The organism is Kribbella sp., from assembly GCF_035655035.1.
Classification (GTDB): domain Bacteria; phylum Actinomycetota; class Actinomycetes; order Propionibacteriales; family Kribbellaceae; genus Kribbella.
Genome location: NZ_DASRVN010000370.1, coordinates 1 through 15,158, shown reverse-complemented (window position 1 = coordinate 15,158; position 15,158 = coordinate 1). Strand labels below are relative to the sequence as shown.

The following is a 15,158-nucleotide window of genomic DNA, read 5'->3' as shown; positions in this document are numbered from 1 at the left end:
CAGGCCTCTCGTTCTTTTGCGGGCATGTTGCGGATGATCCCAATAGCAGAGCACGGCTTGACTTTCGTGCATTGCAGGAATGTAATTTCAACCGTGTCGTTCGTTAGGACACTCGGTATCGGGGACCGTTGCAGAGCGCAGGACGGACGAGGTCAGGCATGTGGACCGCAAACCCACATGTACAGGGGAACGAACAGGGTCGAGGAGGTCGTACCGTGACAGAAGGCCTGATGGCGATTGTCGACGGTGAGGCGATCGAGGAGGAGCCGAACTGGCAGGAACGGGCGCTGTGCGCCCAGACCGATCCAGAGGCTTTCTTCCCGGAGAAGGGCGGTTCCACCCGCGAGGCCAAGAAGGTGTGCCTCGGCTGCGACGTCCGGGGCGAATGCCTCGAGTACGCGCTGCAGAACGACGAGCGCTTCGGGATCTGGGGCGGTCTGTCGGAGCGGGAGCGCCGCAAACTGAAGAAGAAGGCCGTCTGACAGCTGTCCGGCAGCTGTCTGATACCAGGCTGAGAACACAACGCAACAGCAGAGACTTCCGCGAGGCCCTGGACGATCGTCGTCCGGGGCCCGCGGCTTTTCCACAGCTTGAGCCCGCGGCTTTCCGGACACTCCGAGAGCGGCTGTATGGTGAGTCCTCGCCGGGACCTGCGGTCGCGGTGACCGTCCGCAAGCATCGAGGTGTCACAGCTCCGCATGGAACAAGAAGCTCCGGCTGGTTGGGAATTCTTCGACTCCGTCGACTTCCCGACAGACCACACTGGTGGCCACATGCGCCGTCCGCGGGTCCGGCATGTCGTCACCGCCGTGGTGGTCGGGCATGAGGGCGCGGCCTGGCTGCCGCGCCTGTCCGAGTCCTTGTGGGCGCTGAATCCGCGTCCTGACCGGCTGATCGCTGTCGACACCGGCTCCACCGACGAGACCGCCGAGCTGCTGGCCGCGATGCCCGGCGTCGAGCCCGTGGTCAGCGTGTCCGCGCGGACCGGCTTCGGCACAGCGGTCGCGCGCGGCCTGGAAACACACGGTTTCGCGCCGATCCCGAGCGCGGTCGGTCCGTACGGCGACGACGGCCAGGTGCCGGTGGTGGAGTGGCTGTGGCTGCTGCACGACGACTGCGCGCCGGCACCGAAGGCGCTGGAGAAATTGTTGCTCCAGGCCACTATCTCGCCGGAGACCGGTGTCTGGGGCCCGAAGCTGCGGCTCTGGCCGCGGGACCGCGAGCTGCTCGAGGTCGGCGTCACCACGTCGCTCGGCGGCCGCCGCGACACCGGCATCGAGAACGGCGAGCTCGACCAGGGCCAGCACGACCAGCCGCGGAACGTGCTCGCGGTCAGCTCGGCCGGCATGCTGGTCCGCCGCGACGTCTGGGAGGCGCTGCGCGGATTCGACCCGCGGCTGCCGATGTTCCGCGACGACATCGATTTCGGCTGGCGCGCGAGCCGCGCCGGGTACCAGGTCGGCGTCGCGCCGGACGCGGTCGTCTACCACGCCCAGGCCGCGGCCACCGGCGAGCGGGCGCTGGCCGGCACCCGGCGGCACGCGTACCAGCTCGACCGCGCCCATGCGTACTACACCGTTCTCGCGAACGCTCCTGGCAAGCTGCTGCCGCTGCTGATCCTGCGGTTCCTGTTCGGCACCGTGATGCGCTCGATCTGGTTCGTGGTCGGCAAGACGCCGTCCGGCGCGGTCGACGAGTGGACGGCCCTCCTCGGAACGCTGCTCGCCGGCGGCTGGACAGCTGCCCGCAAGAACCGCCGAAATCTCAACCAGGTCCCGTACGACGACATCAAGGGCCTGTTCTCCCGGTCCGTGCACGCCCTGCGGCACAACCTGGAGGAGACCACCAGCACGATCTCCGAGCGGATCCGCGAAGCCTGGGCGGACGAGCCCGAGGAACAGGTCGTCACCTCGGCCCGCCGCGCGAAGTCGACCGCCCGCGTCGCCGTGGACCAGCCGCGCTGGCGCCGGCAGCTGATCCGGCGGCCGTTCCTGGTCGCGTGGGTGGTGCTCGCCCTCGGCGCGATCGTGGCGGCGCGCGGTCTGATCGGTAGCGGTGCACTGCGTTCGCACCTGCTGCTCCCGGCGCAGGAGAGCCTCGGGGGGCTGTGGCACGCGGCCGCATCCGCTCCGCCCGGCATCACCCCGCCGGCGTGGCTGGGGCAGATGTGGGCGTTCTCCACCGTCCTGTTCGGTCCGGGCGGTGCGACGAAGATCCTGCTGCTCGGCGCGGTTCCGCTCGCCGGTCTCGCCGCGTGGGCGTTGCTGCGGGCGTTCGTCGTCGACCGGGTGGCCCGCGCCTGGGGCGCCTCGGCGTACGGGCTGGCCGTCTTCACCAACGGTGCGATCTCGCAGGGTCGGCTCGGGACGTGCGTGGCGGCGATCGTGCTGCCGTTGCTCGGTGCCGCCGTGCACACCGTGGCGCGACGGCGGCGGGTGGTCGTGCAGGGCAGTTGGCGGGCTGCGTGGTTCGCAGGCGCCTGTCTGGCCGTGCTGTTCGCGTTTACCCCCGCGCTCGGGCTGCTGATCGCGGTCCTTCTCGTGCTCGGCGCGGTGCTCGGCCTCGGCTGGCGTCGCCAGGGGCGGCAGCTGGTGTTCTCGGTCGTCCTGGGTCTGCTGCTGGTGCTGCCGTGGACGATCGACCTGATCAAGCACCCGTCGAAACTGGGCCAGGAGGCGGGCGGTCCGCCGACCGCCGCGATCGGCCCGGGCGACAGCCTGCCGCACCTGCTGACCGGTACGCCGATCGGTGCGCCGACGCCGTGGTGGTTCGCCGTACCGCTGATCCTGGTCGCGCTGGTCGGTCTGCTGCGTGAGTCCCGGCAGCGGTACGAGCTGCTCGGCTGGTTCGCCGCGCTGGCCGGTCTGGCCGGGACGCTGGTCGCGAGCCGGCTCGGCGGTGGCGCCGGTCCGCTGATGTTCCTGATGACGGTCGGCTGGATCGTCTCGGTCACGGTCGCCTGGGACTCGGTCGGGAAATCCCGCGAGATCATCGTCCGGGGCGTGCTCGGGCTCGCGCTGGTGACCACGATCGTGACGGCGGGCTTCTGGCTGGTGCGCGGCACCGACGGCCCGCTGTGGCGCGGCCCGGCCCAGGACCTCCCGGCGTACCTGGTCTCCTCGCAGGATCCGCCGGACAACCAGTCGATCCTGGTGGTGCGCAAGGCGACCGGCGGCCAGATGCGGTTCTCGCTGGTCAAGAACGGCGGACCGCGGATGGGCGCGCTCGAGGCGGCGCCGACCCCGGCGCAGACCAAGCCGATCACCGACGTACTGGCGACCCTCGGCGGTGGCGGTAGCGGCGAGGAAGGCCGGCAGTTGGCCGGACTCGCGATCGACTACGTGTACCTGCCCGGTCCGGTGGACCCGTCGTTGCAGGCGACGCTCGACTCGCTGCCCGGCCTGACCAGAGCCAGCGCGAACGACGGCGACGCCTCCTGGCTGGTGGACCGCTCGAAGATCGAGGGCAAGACGCCGATCGTCGACCAGACACATTCGCTGTGGCGCATTCTCGGGCTGATCGGCTGGATCATCGCGCTGATCTTCTGCCTGCCGACGGTCCGCCGGACCGTCGCCGTACCGCAGGGCACGCACGCGAGAAGGGACCCCCGGTGAGCCGGTTGCTGTCCGACCCGCGCCTCCGGATCGGGGCCGTCGTCGCCGCCATGGCCGTGCTGGCCGGGCTCGGCCTGGTCACGCATCCGGGCAAGGCCGACACCCGCGTCGAGGCGGCGGCCGCCAAGGAGCCCGCGCGGACCGTCGTGAACCGGACCGCGCTCGCGTGCCCGGTGCTCGGGCCTGGCGGCAAGATGACCAGTGTCGTGAGCGCCGTCTCGCCGATCCTGCCTGAGGGTACGGCGACCTCGGCGGGTGCCGCGGACCCGCTGTCGATCGCGCCGCTGCCGACCACCTCCGGCCCGGTCGGATCGCTGCTCAAGCGCGGCACGATCGGCTCCAGCCCGGTCGCGACCAAGCCGGTACCGCTGTCGATCCAGGGTGCCGGCCCGCTGGCCGCCGGGACGGTCGGCACGAGTACGACGACCGCGCCGGACGGCGAGGTGAACCGCGGCATGGCCAGCGTGCCGTGCCAGCTGCCGGGGTCGGACTTCTGGTTCGTCGGCGCGTCCGGGGCGAGCGACCGCCGCGACGTCCTGGTGCTGACCAACCTGGACACAATCAACGCCGAGGTCAACGTCAGCGTGTACTCCCGGGCCGGCGCCGCCGACCTGCCCGCGGCGCGCGGCATCGTGGTGCCCGCCCGCGGTACGCAGGAGGTCTACCTCCGCCAGGTCGCGCCGAACCTGCGGGACGTCGCGCTGCACGTCGAATCGACCGGCGGCCGGGTCGCGGCCGCGGTCCGGTCGAACGCGTCGGCCGGCACCAAGCCGACCGGTGTCGACTGGCTGAACACGTCGGCCGCCCCCGCCAAGATGGTGTTCGTGCCCGCGGTGGCGCCGGGCGGCGGCGGCCGGATCCTCTCGATCGCGAACCCGACCGACCTGCAGGCGACCGCGAGCCTGACGATCAACGGCCCGAACGGCCCGTTCAAGCCGGCCGGCCTGGAGACCGTCGCGGTGCCCGCCGGTACGGTCCGGTCGATCTCGCTGGACAAGGTGCTGAACGGGGACGCGAGCGCGATCACGATCAACTCCGACCAGCCGGTGACCGCGGCGATGCGGGCCACCGACGCGAGCCAGTCCGAGTTCTCGTCGATCGGGTCCGCCGAGGCGCTGGCCGGTCCGGCGTACCTGGTGCTGCCCGCGCACCAGCAGCCGGTGGTGCTGCAGGTGACGGCGCCGGGGAAGACCGGGAGCGTGAAGTTCGAGCTGCACGACGCGGCCGGCCGGGCGCTGGTCACGCGGGCCCTCGACGTACTGAACGGCGCGACGACGCCGATCTCGTTCCCGGCGCAGCCGCGGCCGACGTACCTGATGGTGCAGCAGACCCGGGGGACCGTGGTCGCCGGCGTGACGCTGATGCCGGCCGCCAAGCCCGCCAAGGACGACGTACCGCAGGTCGCCGCCTGGCCGTTGTCGACCTCCCTGGTCTTCCGCGCCCAGCTCGGCGCGCAGCCTGACGTAAGCGCCGCGCTGCGCTGAGGGCGGCTAGCCCTCGGTGGTGTTGGCGCCGGGGTCCTGGAGCATGCGGAGGTGGCCGCGGCGGGCGACCTCGACCGGGGCGCCCGGGGTGCCGGCGCGGGGTTCGCCGCGCGGCGGGAGCGGGCGGGCCGCTTCGCGGACCGCGTTCGCCAATGCCTCGAGGTCGTCCGACGACGGGCCGGCGGCGGCCGGGTCCGGAGCGAGCCGGATGACCTCCCAGCCGTTCGGCGCGGTCAGGCGGTCGGCGTGGTCGGCGCAGAGGTCGTAGCAGTGCGGCTCGGCGTACGTGGCCAGCGGACCGAGGACACAGGTCGAGTCGGCGTACACGTAAGTGAGCGTCGACACGGCCGGCTTCTGACATCCGGCGCGCGAACAGATCCTGGCGATGCTCACGGACAGACGTTACCCCCACTAGGCTGAGCGCGTGACCGAGGCTCGCCGTCATCGCAGGCACATCGACCGCCACGGACGCGGAATGCTCGGCCCGATCAGCCGGCCGAGCAAGTTCGCGCCGCGGGGACTGCCGCTGCAGCGGTCCGCCGCCGCGCAGTTCGACGAAGTGGTCGCGATCGAGGTGACCCGGCTGGAGAAGCGGCTGCCGCAGGTGATCGCCCGGGTCGAGTTCGCGATCGAGGACGTCCCGAACCTGGAGATCGACGCCACCGAGATCCCGCTCACCCACGCCACCGGCGGTACGTCGCACGAGCCGTACCGGATCGTGGTGTTCCGGCGCCCGATCGAGCTCCGCGCCGAAAGGTCCGGCAGCAGCCTGTCCTGGCTGGTCCGTTCCGCCCTGGTCCTGGAGCTGGCCGACGTACTGGCGCTCTCCCCCGAACAGATCGACCCGGACTTCGACCCCGAAGGCGACTGACACCCCACCCCACCCAGGCACCGGACGGGGGGAGGGTCGAGACCGATCCGTTAGGAGATGGCGGTTGACTGGTGTTGAAACCTGTTCCGTAGTGTGGGAAGCGGTTGTGTCCTTCGTTGTCATCGGGAGAGGATCGTGGGTGTGAACGATCAAAAACTGCGGGTCGGTGTCGTGGGGCTGGGTTTCGCCGGCCGGACCGCGCTGGAGGCGTTCTCCGAGTTGCCGGACGTCGAGGTGATTGCGCTGGCGGGCCTGGAGAAGGACACGCTGACCAGCCTCGGCGAGAAACACGGCGTACCGCATCTGTACGAGAAGTGGGAAGACCTGCTCGAGACGCCCGGCCTGGACGCGGTCAGCATCGGTACGCCGACGCAGCTGCACGCGCCGATCGCGCTGGCCGCCCTCGGCAAGGGGCTGCACGTACTGTCCGAGAAGCCGCTGGCCCGCACGGTCGCCGAGGGGACCGCGATGGTCGAGGCCTCCAAGCAGGCCGGCCGGGTGCTGAAGGTGGTGTTCAACCACCGCGAGCGCGGTGACGTGGCGGCCCTGAAGCACCAGATCGACGAGGGCCAGCTCGGCCGGATCTACTACGCGAAGGCGCACTGGATGCGCCGCAACGGCATCCCCGGGATGGGCGGCTGGTTCACGAACCGGGAGCTGTCCGGCGGCGGTCCGCTGATCGACCTCGGCGTACACATCCTCGATATGGCGCTGCACCTGATGGGCGAGCCCGAGATCAGCACGGTGTCCGCGGACACCTTCGCGGAGCTCGGGCCGCGCGGCAAGGGCAGCGCGAGTACGCCGGACCGCCCGACGGTCGACACGCTCGGGTCGAAGTTCGAGGTGGAGGACCTGGCGACGGCGTACCTGCGGCTGAAGGGCGGCGGCGCGCTGCAGCTGGAGACCAGCTGGGCGACGTACCGGGCGCCGGGCGACAACTTCGGCATCGAGCTGTTCGGGACCGAGGGCGGCGCGAAGATCGAGGTGAAGAACTACACCAGCGAGGACACGCTGCGGATCTTCACCGACGTCGCCGGGATCCCGGCCGAGGTGAAGCCCGCCACCGGTGCGGGCCTCGGGCACCGCGCGGTGGTGCGCGAGTTCGTCCGGATCGTGCGCAGCGGCGAATGGGAAGGCCAGAACGGGTCCGAGGCGCTGCTCCGGACCGAGATCATCGACGCCTGCTACGCCTCGGCGAAGGCGGGACGAGAGGTTGTGCTGCATGACTGAACCGATCCGCGTCACCGTCTGGGGCGAGAACGTCCACGAGGGCCGCGACGAGACCGTCCGGAAGATCTACCCGGACACCATGCACGGCACCATCGCGGCGGCGCTGCGGGACCGGCTCGGCGCCGACGTCGTCGTACGGACCGCCACGCTGCAGGACCCGGAGCACGGGCTGACCGAGGAGGTGCTCGCGGACACCGACGTACTCACCTGGTGGGGGCACGCCGCCCACGGTGACGTCGACGACGCGATCGTCGACCGGGTCCAGCAGCACGTGCTGTCCGGGATGGGCCTGATCGCGCTGCACTCGGCGCACTTCTCGAAGATCTTCATCAAGCTGATGGGTACGACGTGCTCGCTGGACTGGCGGGCCGAGAACGACCGTGAGCTGATCTGGACGGTCGCCGCCGGGCACCCGATCGCGCAGGGTGTCCCGCACCCGCTGGTGATCGAGCGCGAGGAGATGTACGGCGAGCTGTTCGACATCCCGCAGCCGGACGAGCTGGTCTTCGTCAGCTCGTTCTCCGGCGGCGAGGTGTTCCGCTCCGGCTGTTGCTACCGCCGCGGCCAGGGCCGGGTCTTCTACTTCCGCCCGGGCGACCAGGAGTACCCGACGTACCACCAGCCCGAGATCCAGCAGATCCTCGCCAACGCCACCCGCTGGGCCGCCCCCGTCGTCCCCCGCCAGCTCCCCACGGTCCACCACCGCGCCACCCCCGGCTGGTTCGAGAAGGTCTGACCCTGGCTGACGTCCGAGATGCTGGGTTTGCGTCCGCGATCACGGGCGCAAACCCTGCATCTGATCGGTCAACCCACCGGAGGGGGTGGCTGATGGTCGGCGGGTGCCTGGGCCGGATAGGGTCCCTGCATGGTTGATGTTGCGGGGATCTTCAAGGCTTATGACGTGCGGGGGGTTGTGCCGGAGCAGTTGGACGAGGCGGTGGCTCGGGCCGCGGGGGCGGCGTTCGTCGAGGTGCTGGATGTGCTCGCGGGGCCCGGGGCCGTGGTGATCGGGTACGACATGCGGCCGTCCAGCCCGGGGCTGGCGGCGGCGTTCGCGGATGGTGTGACCTCGACCGGAGCCGACGTGATCGACATCGGCCTGGCGTCCACCGACCAGCTGTACTTCGCGTCCGGGCGGCTCGACCTGCCCGGGGCGATGTTCACCGCGAGCCACAACCCGGCGAAGTACAACGGCATCAAGATGTGCCGCGCCGGCGCCGCGCCGATCGGCGCCGACTCCGGTCTGCGCGACATCGCCGACCTGGTCGCGAAGGCCCTCACCGAAGGCCCGGCGACCGGGTCGACGCCGGGCCATGTCACGCACAAGGACCTGCTCACGGCGTACGCCGACCACCTGCACGACCTGGTCGACCTGAGCGGCATCCGCCCGCTGACCGTGGTCGTCGACGCCGGCAACGGCATGGGCGGCCACACCGTCCCGGCGGTCTTCGCGGACGGCCCGGTGACGATCGTCCCGATGTACTTCGAGCTCGACGGCAACTTCCCGAACCACGAGGCGAACCCGCTGGACCCGAAGAACCTGGTCGACCTGCAGGCCAAGGTCTGCGAGACCGGCGCCGACCTCGGCCTCGCGTTCGACGGCGACGCCGACCGCTGCTTCGTGGTGGACGAGCAGGGCGACCCGGTCTCGCCGAGCGCGATCACCGCCGCGGTCGCGGTCCGGGAGCTCGCCAAGCACCCCGGTGCGACCATCCTGCACAACCTGATCACGTCCAAGGCGGTCCCGGAGCTGATCGCCGAGCACGGCGGCGTCCCGGTCCGGACCCGGGTCGGGCACTCGAACATCAAGCAGAAGATGGCCGAGACCGACGCGGTGTTCGGCGGCGAGCACTCCGCGCACTACTACTTCCGCGACTTCTGGCGCGCCGACACCGGCATGCTGGCCGCGCTGCACGTGCTCGCCGCGCTCGGTGAGCAGGAGCGCCCCGCGAGCGAACTGTTCGCGGAGTACGAGCGGTACGTCGCGTCCGGCGAGATCAACAACAAGGTCGCGGACGCGGCCGAGACGGTCGCGGCGATCGAGGATACGTATTCTGGCGTCGACGGCGTGACCGTGGACCACCTGGACGGGTTGACGGTATCGGCGGGACAGTGGTGGTTCAACGTCCGTGCATCGAACACGGAGCCGTTGCTGCGGCTGAACGTCGAGGCCGCGGACCGTGCCGGCATGGAACGCGTCCGTGACGAAGTACTGGCCCTGATCACCGGCGCATCGGTGGAGGAGAACTGAATGGCAGTCAATCTGGACCCGGACCTGCTGAGCATCCTGGTCTGCCCGAAGTGCCGCTCGGAGTTCCGCGTGGACGACGAGGCGAACGAGCTGATCTGCACCAACGCGTCCTGCGCGCTGGCCTACCCGGTGCGTGACGACATCCCGGTGCTGCTGATCGACGAGGCCCGGGACACCAGGGAAACCGCTGCGACGGAAAGCTGATGAGCGTCTTCGACGACACGAGGCTGGACGACCCGGCCGCGCTCGGGGCCGCGGATCACCTGCTGCGCCGGCTGGCGACGGCCGGTGCCCGGGTCCGGGCCGAGCTGGAGGCGTCCGAGGACGTCCTGTCCAAGCTGACCTCCGACGGGTTCCGCCCGCGCGCGGTGGTGGCGGTCGGCCGGGACGCCCGGCTCGTCCGCGCCGTACTCGAGCCGGTCTGCCCGGTTCCGTTCCTCGCCTGGCCCGGGCCGGGCCTGCCCGGCTGGGCCGGTCCGCTGGACCTGGTCGTCGTACTGGGTGGTGCGACCGAGGACCCGGATGCGGTCTCGGCGGCCGGTGAAGCGGTACGGCGGGGTTGCGGGCTGATGGTCGCGGCGCCGGAGGACTCACCCGTGGCGATCGCGTCCGCGGGCCTGCGGCACGCGATCCGGCTGCCGTCGCAGTCCGACGACCAGCTGGCGGCCGCGGTCGCAGTACTGCAGGCGTTGCACCAGATGGAGCTCGGCCCGGAAGTCGACCACAAGGCTGTTGCGTCGATGCTGGACGACGTAGCGATCGAGTGCTCGCCCAACAAGGACGTAGCGTCCAACCCGGCCAAGGACCTTGCTCTGGTGCTGGCTGACGCGCTCCCGCTGGTGTGGGGCGGTTCTGTGCTGGCAGCGCGTGCAGCTCGCCGTGTGGTCGAAGCACTGCGCCTGGCGAGCGGCAGGCCCGCTCTGGCTGCTGACGCGGGTCACCTGCTTCCAGTACTGAACCAGCCGCCGCGGGACCTCTTCGCTGACCCGTTCGACAAGCCGGAGGAGCTGCGGCCCGCTCTGGTCGTGCTGGACGACGGCATGGAGGACGGTGGCGTCGCGGAGCAGCGCCGCAAGCTGGAGGAGAAGGCGCAGGCGCATGACGTCCGCGTGTGCACCGTGACGCAAGCAGCCGGTACGGACATCGCCCGGTACGCCGCGCTCACCCAGCACGGCCGGTACGCCGCGGCGTACCTCGGTCTCGGCCTGGGCCGCTACGGTTCGGCGACCGGTACCGACCCGCTCGAGCCAGGTATCCCCTCGGAGGACCCAGCGTGGTAGTCCCGCTGCAGAACACGATCCGCGACTACGCGTGGGGTTCGCCGACCGCCCTGCCGAAGCTGCTCGGCGTCGAGCCGACCGGCAAGCCGCAGGCCGAGTTGTGGATGGGCGCGCACGAGTCCGCCCCGTCCGTCCTGCCGTCCGGGGACACGTTGTACGACGCGGTGTCGTTCGACCCGGCGGCGGTCCTGGGGGAGCAGACGGCCGAGCGGTTCGACGGCCGGTTCCCGTTCCTGGCGAAGCTGCTCGCGGCCGCGCAACCGCTGTCGATCCAGGCCCATCCCTCGCGGGAGCAGGCGATCGACGGGTACCAGCGGGACGAGGCGGCCGGCATTCCGCGGGACGCCACGGACCGGAACTACAAGGACGCCTGGCCGAAGCCGGAGATCCTGATCGCGCTCGAGCCGTTCGACGCACTGGTCGGTTTCCGGCCGCTCGACCGGACCGTCGCGCTGCTCGACGCGCTCCGGCCGGAAGGTTTCGGCGAGCTCACCGACCTGCTGCGCAACGGCAAGCTGCGCGAGGCGTTCACCGACTTCATGAGCCGCGACCGGGACGCGATCCGCCCGTTGGTCAGGGCGCTCGATCAAGCAATCGCAGGCTTCACCGGCGACTTCGCGCTGGAGCGGGAGACGCTCGCCAAGCTGTGCGCGGACTTCCCGGACGACCCCGGCGTACTCGCGGCCCTGTTGCTGAATCGTGTACGTCTGCAGCGGTTCGACGCGGTGTATCTGCCGGCCGGCAACGTGCACGCGTACCTCGACGGGCTCGGGTTCGAGGTGATGGCGAACTCCGACAACGTGTTGCGCGGCGGCCTGACGCCCAAGCACATTGACGTACCGGAGCTGGTTTCGGTGGTGGACTTCGAGCCGCTGGCCGATCCGGTGCTGACCGCGACGCCGGACGGTGTCTACGAGACAGGCTGCCCGTACTTCGCCGTGCGGCGGGTCGATCTGGACGGCGGTGAGCGGACCGTGGACGGTACCGGGCCGCGGATCGTCTGCTGCGTGGACGGGACGCTGGATGCCGCGAGCAAGGAATCGGCCGTGACGTTGTCCGCGGGCCGGTCCGCGTTCGCCTCGGGAACCGAGGGACCCTGTACCCTGCGTGGTTCCGGCACGGCGTTCGTCGTGTCCGCATCCTGATTCACGGCGTCATTTTTGGGGAGGACTCGAACAACCATGGCTGGTGGCGGGAACAAGGCCGTTGTCGCGGCTCTGGCGGCCAACCTCGGGATCGCGGTGACGAAGTTCGCCGCCTGGGGGCTGACCCAGTCGGCCTCGATGCTCGCCGAAGCGATCCACTCGCTGGCCGACTCCGGCAACCAGGGCCTGCTGCTGCTCGGCAGCAAGCGGGCCAAGCGGGCGGCTGACGAACTGCACCAGTTCGGCTTCGGCCGGGAGCGCTACGTCTACTCGTTCGTCGTGTCGATCGTGCTGTTCAGCGTCGGCGGGCTGTTCGCGCTGTACGAGGGGTACCACAAGGTTCACGATCCGCACGGGATCCACAGCTGGCAATGGGTGCCGGTGGTGGTGCTGCTGCTCGGCATCGTGATGGAAGGGCTGTCGTTCCGGACCGCGGTGCGCGAGTCCAACAAGATCCGTGGCAACGTGTCGTGGGTCCGCTTCATCCGGAACGCGCGGGCCCCGGAGCTGCCGGTGATCCTGCTCGAGGACTTCGCGGCGCTCACAGGTCTGGTGCTCGCGCTGATCGGCGTCGTCCTGACGCTTGCCACCGGCAACGGTGTGTTCGACGGCCTGGGCTCGATGGCGATCGGCGCGCTGCTGGTCTGCGTCGCGATCTTCCTGGCGATCGAGATGAAGTCGCTGCTGCTCGGCGAGTCCGCGACCCGCGAGGCCCAGCAGCGGATCGTCGCCGCCATCGAGAGCACCCCCGGCGTACAGCGGCTGATCCACATCCGCACCCTGCACCTCGGGCCGGAGGAGGTCCTGGTCGCCGCCAAGGTCGCGGTCGAGCCGACCTCCGACGCGGCCGTGGTGGCGCAGACCATCAACGCCGCCGAGCACGCGATCCGCGCGGCCGAGCCGATGAGCCGGCACATCTATCTCGAGCCCGACATCTACGTCGAGAACTACGTCCCCGAAGAACGCCCCGCCGTCCCCGAGGCCCCCTCGCACTAACGCGGTTTCGGTGGAAGCACACCCGACCGGCCCAGCCATCTGAGCGCGCGTTCGCGGTCGATCTCGGCCTGGGTGGGTGGGGTGCTGAGCCGGCCGGTGCGGTAGCCGAGGTTGCGGATGTCGGCGGCCACGGACGGCTCGGCCAGGGCTCTGAGGGCGAAGGCGAGCGCGGCCGGCGTCACGTCGTACCGGCGTTCGAGATCCAGCGCGAGACGTACGGCGGCCAGGTCGCGGTCGTCGTACTGGCGCTGCGCGGTGTGCCCGGATCGCGAGCGCGGGAGCAGCCCGAGGGCCTCCCGGTAGCGCAGCATGCGCGGAGTGGTACCCAGTTGGCGAGCGGCCTCGGTGATGCGCATAGCATCAATCCTGACATTTCGGTGTCAAAAACGCGCCTGGAGCGATCAAACCGCGTGGCTCGGCCCTCTAGGCTAAGGTCGGATCCAGCGACCCCACGCCTACTGCGGGGCACTCGGCACGGCACCTCGCCGCACGGGTGCAAAGGCCACGATGCTCCGCATCGAGACCTTCGCCCCCGCGCGCCGATGCACCGCACCGAGCACCTCCTCGCGACGGCGTGGTGTCACTGGATCCGACCTAGGTCGGTAAGAATCCAGTCTTCAGGGGAGCGGCATGACCTTCGACTACAAGGTGGCGGACCTCGGGCTCGCCGAGTTCGGGCGCAAGGAGATCCGGCTGGCCGAGCACGAGATGCCCGGCCTGATGGCGATGCGCAAGCAGTACGGCGACAGCAAGCCGCTGGCCGGCGCGCGGATCATGGGCTCGCTGCACATGACGATCCAGACCGCGGTACTGATCGAGACGCTGACCGCGCTCGGCGCCGAGGTGCGCTGGGTGTCCTGCAACATCTTCTCCACCCAGGACCACGCGGCCGCCGCGGTCGTCGTCGGCAGCGGCACCGCCGACGCTCCCGCCGGGGTGCCGGTCTTCGCCTGGAAGGGCGAGACGCTCGAGGAGTACTGGTGGTGCACCGAGCAGGCGCTGACTTGGCCCGGTGGTGAAGGCCCCAACATGATCCTCGATGATGGCGGCGACGCCACGATGCTGGTCCACAAGGGCACCGAGTTCGAGAAGGCCGGCGCCGTACCGGACCCGTCGACCGCGGACTCCGAGGAGTACGGCGTCGTCCTGAAGCTGCTCACCCGCACGCTCGCCGAGTCGCCGGACAAGTGGACCACGATCGGCCAGGGCATCAAGGGTGTCACCGAGGAGACCACCACCGGCGTGCACCGGCTGTACGAGATGCACAAGGCCGGCGCGCTGCTGTTCCCGGCGATCAACGTCAACGACTCGGTCACCAAGTCGAAGTTCGACAACAAGTACGGCTGCCGGCACTCGCTGATCGACGGCATCAACCGCGCCACCGACGTGCTGATCGGCGGCAAGGTCGCGGTTGTCTGCGGGTACGGCGACGTCGGCAAGGGCTGCGCGGAGTCGCTGCGCGGCCAGGGCGCCCGGGTGATCGTCACCGAGATCGACCCGATCTGCGCGCTGCAGGCCGCGATGGACGGGTACCAGGTCTCGACGGTCGACGACGTGGTCGGGATCGCCGACATCTTCGTCACCACGACCGGCAACAAGGACGTCATCACCGCCGACCACATGGCCGCGATGAAGCACCAGGCGATCGTCGGCAACATCGGCCACTTCGACAACGAGATCGACATGGCCGGGCTGTACAAGGTGCCGGGGATCGAGCGGGTCAACATCAAGCCGCAGGTCGACGAATTCCGGTTCCCCGACGGGCACACGATCATCGTGCTGTCCGAGGGCCGGCTGCTGAACCTCGGCAACGCGACCGGTCACCCGTCGTTCGTGATGTCGAACTCGTTCACCAACCAGGTGCTGGCGCAGATCGAGTTGTTCGTGAAGACCGCCGACTACCCGACCGAGGTGTACGTGCTGCCGAAGCACCTCGACGAGATGGTCGCCCGGCTGCACCTGGACGCGCTCGGCGTGAAGCTCACCGAGCTGACCAAGGAGCAGTCCGCGTACCTCGGCGTACCGATCGAGGGCCCGTACAAGGCGGAGGCCTACCGCTACTGAGGTTTGCTCCGGAACACCCCCGTGCCTCGGCGCGGGGGTGTTCGCGTTTCAGCCCTCGTTGCTGCCTGGCGCGGCCCACCCGTGCGCGTTGACCACGGCCGGCCTTGAATGCGCGGGCGGAGCAGGCGGCGCGAACAACCCGGGCGGTGCGACAGGCGGCATCAACCCATACGGGTCAGGTGGCGCGAACGGCCCCGCGGGAATGCCGTACGGACTGGGAGGG

14 protein-coding genes are annotated in these 15,158 nt (G+C 70.2%); 12 read left to right on the top strand and 2 right to left on the bottom strand.

The window, feature by feature from the left end; all coding sequences use genetic code 11:
• Nucleotides 1-230 precede the first annotated feature (230 nt).
• The 3 genes from VFF46_RS20785 (at nt 231) to VFF46_RS20775 (ending at nt 5,098) form a co-directional block, all read left to right on the top strand.
• Entirely contained in the window at nt 231-482 is a 252-nt protein-coding gene (locus VFF46_RS20785; RefSeq protein ID WP_020389877.1) for a WhiB family transcriptional regulator, read from the top strand.
• A 291-nt stretch (nt 483-773) separates the two neighbouring features.
• A complete protein-coding gene (locus VFF46_RS20780; RefSeq protein ID WP_325038828.1) occupies nt 774-3,614 on the top strand; it encodes a glycosyltransferase family 2 protein in 2,841 nt (946 codons plus the stop codon).
• Nucleotides 3,611-5,098, top strand: coding sequence for a DUF5719 family protein (locus VFF46_RS20775; protein ID WP_325038827.1), 1,488 nt, complete (start codon nt 3,611-3,613; stop codon nt 5,096-5,098). The genes VFF46_RS20780 and VFF46_RS20775 overlap by 4 nt, the downstream gene beginning before the upstream one ends.
• Nucleotides 5,099-5,104: 6 nt before the next feature.
• On the opposite strand, the gene VFF46_RS20770 is transcribed toward VFF46_RS20775, so the two are convergent.
• Complete coding sequence (locus tag VFF46_RS20770) at nt 5,105-5,491, bottom strand: DUF3499 domain-containing protein (RefSeq protein WP_209698055.1); 387 nt, start codon at nt 5,489-5,491, stop codon at nt 5,105-5,107.
• A 31-nt stretch (nt 5,492-5,522) separates the two neighbouring features.
• Between VFF46_RS20770 and VFF46_RS20765 the strand changes: the two genes are divergently transcribed.
• From VFF46_RS20765 to VFF46_RS20730, 8 genes are all read left to right on the top strand, one after another.
• Complete coding sequence (locus VFF46_RS20765) at nt 5,523-5,969, top strand: metallopeptidase family protein (protein ID WP_325038826.1); 447 nt, start codon at nt 5,523-5,525, stop codon at nt 5,967-5,969.
• A 141-nt stretch (nt 5,970-6,110) separates the two neighbouring features.
• Nucleotides 6,111-7,199 (top strand): Gfo/Idh/MocA family oxidoreductase, encoded by a 1,089-nt coding sequence (locus VFF46_RS20760; protein WP_325038825.1) that lies wholly within the window; start codon nt 6,111-6,113, stop codon nt 7,197-7,199.
• The gene (locus VFF46_RS20755; RefSeq protein WP_325038824.1) at nt 7,192-7,935 is read left to right on the top strand and encodes a ThuA domain-containing protein; all 744 of its coding nucleotides are present in this window, start codon (nt 7,192-7,194) and stop codon (nt 7,933-7,935) included. Before VFF46_RS20760 ends, VFF46_RS20755 begins: the two co-directional genes overlap by 8 nt.
• 129 nt (nt 7,936-8,064) lie before the next feature.
• On the top strand, nt 8,065-9,450 hold the full coding sequence (locus VFF46_RS20750) for a phosphomannomutase/phosphoglucomutase (protein ID WP_325038823.1): 1,386 nt from the start codon (nt 8,065-8,067) through the stop codon (nt 9,448-9,450).
• Nucleotides 9,451-9,654, top strand: a complete 204-nt coding sequence (locus VFF46_RS20745; RefSeq protein ID WP_325038822.1) for a Trm112 family protein — start codon at nt 9,451-9,453, stop codon at nt 9,652-9,654.
• Nucleotides 9,654-10,730 carry an SIS domain-containing protein gene (locus VFF46_RS20740; protein WP_325038821.1) on the top strand — a complete coding sequence of 359 codons (1,077 nt, stop codon included), beginning with the start codon at nt 9,654-9,656 and terminating at the stop codon, nt 10,728-10,730. The genes VFF46_RS20745 and VFF46_RS20740 overlap by 1 nt, the downstream gene beginning before the upstream one ends.
• Nucleotides 10,724-11,875, top strand: a complete 1,152-nt coding sequence (gene manA, locus VFF46_RS20735; protein WP_325038820.1) for a mannose-6-phosphate isomerase, class I — start codon at nt 10,724-10,726, stop codon at nt 11,873-11,875. Before VFF46_RS20740 ends, manA begins: the two co-directional genes overlap by 7 nt.
• 36 nt (nt 11,876-11,911) lie before the next feature.
• The gene (locus tag VFF46_RS20730; RefSeq protein ID WP_325038819.1) at nt 11,912-12,871 is read left to right on the top strand and encodes a cation diffusion facilitator family transporter; all 960 of its coding nucleotides are present in this window, start codon (nt 11,912-11,914) and stop codon (nt 12,869-12,871) included.
• On the opposite strand, the gene VFF46_RS20725 is transcribed toward VFF46_RS20730, so the two are convergent.
• Entirely contained in the window at nt 12,868-13,227 is a 360-nt protein-coding gene (locus tag VFF46_RS20725; protein ID WP_325038818.1) for a MerR family transcriptional regulator, read from the bottom strand. The two genes, VFF46_RS20730 and VFF46_RS20725, sit on opposite strands and share 4 nt — an antisense overlap.
• A 274-nt stretch (nt 13,228-13,501) precedes the next feature.
• On the opposite strand from VFF46_RS20725, the gene ahcY reads away from it, so the two are divergent.
• Nucleotides 13,502-14,935, top strand: coding sequence for an adenosylhomocysteinase (gene ahcY, locus VFF46_RS20720; RefSeq protein ID WP_325038817.1), 1,434 nt, complete (start codon nt 13,502-13,504; stop codon nt 14,933-14,935).
• The last annotated feature ends 223 nt before the right edge of the window (nt 14,936-15,158 follow it).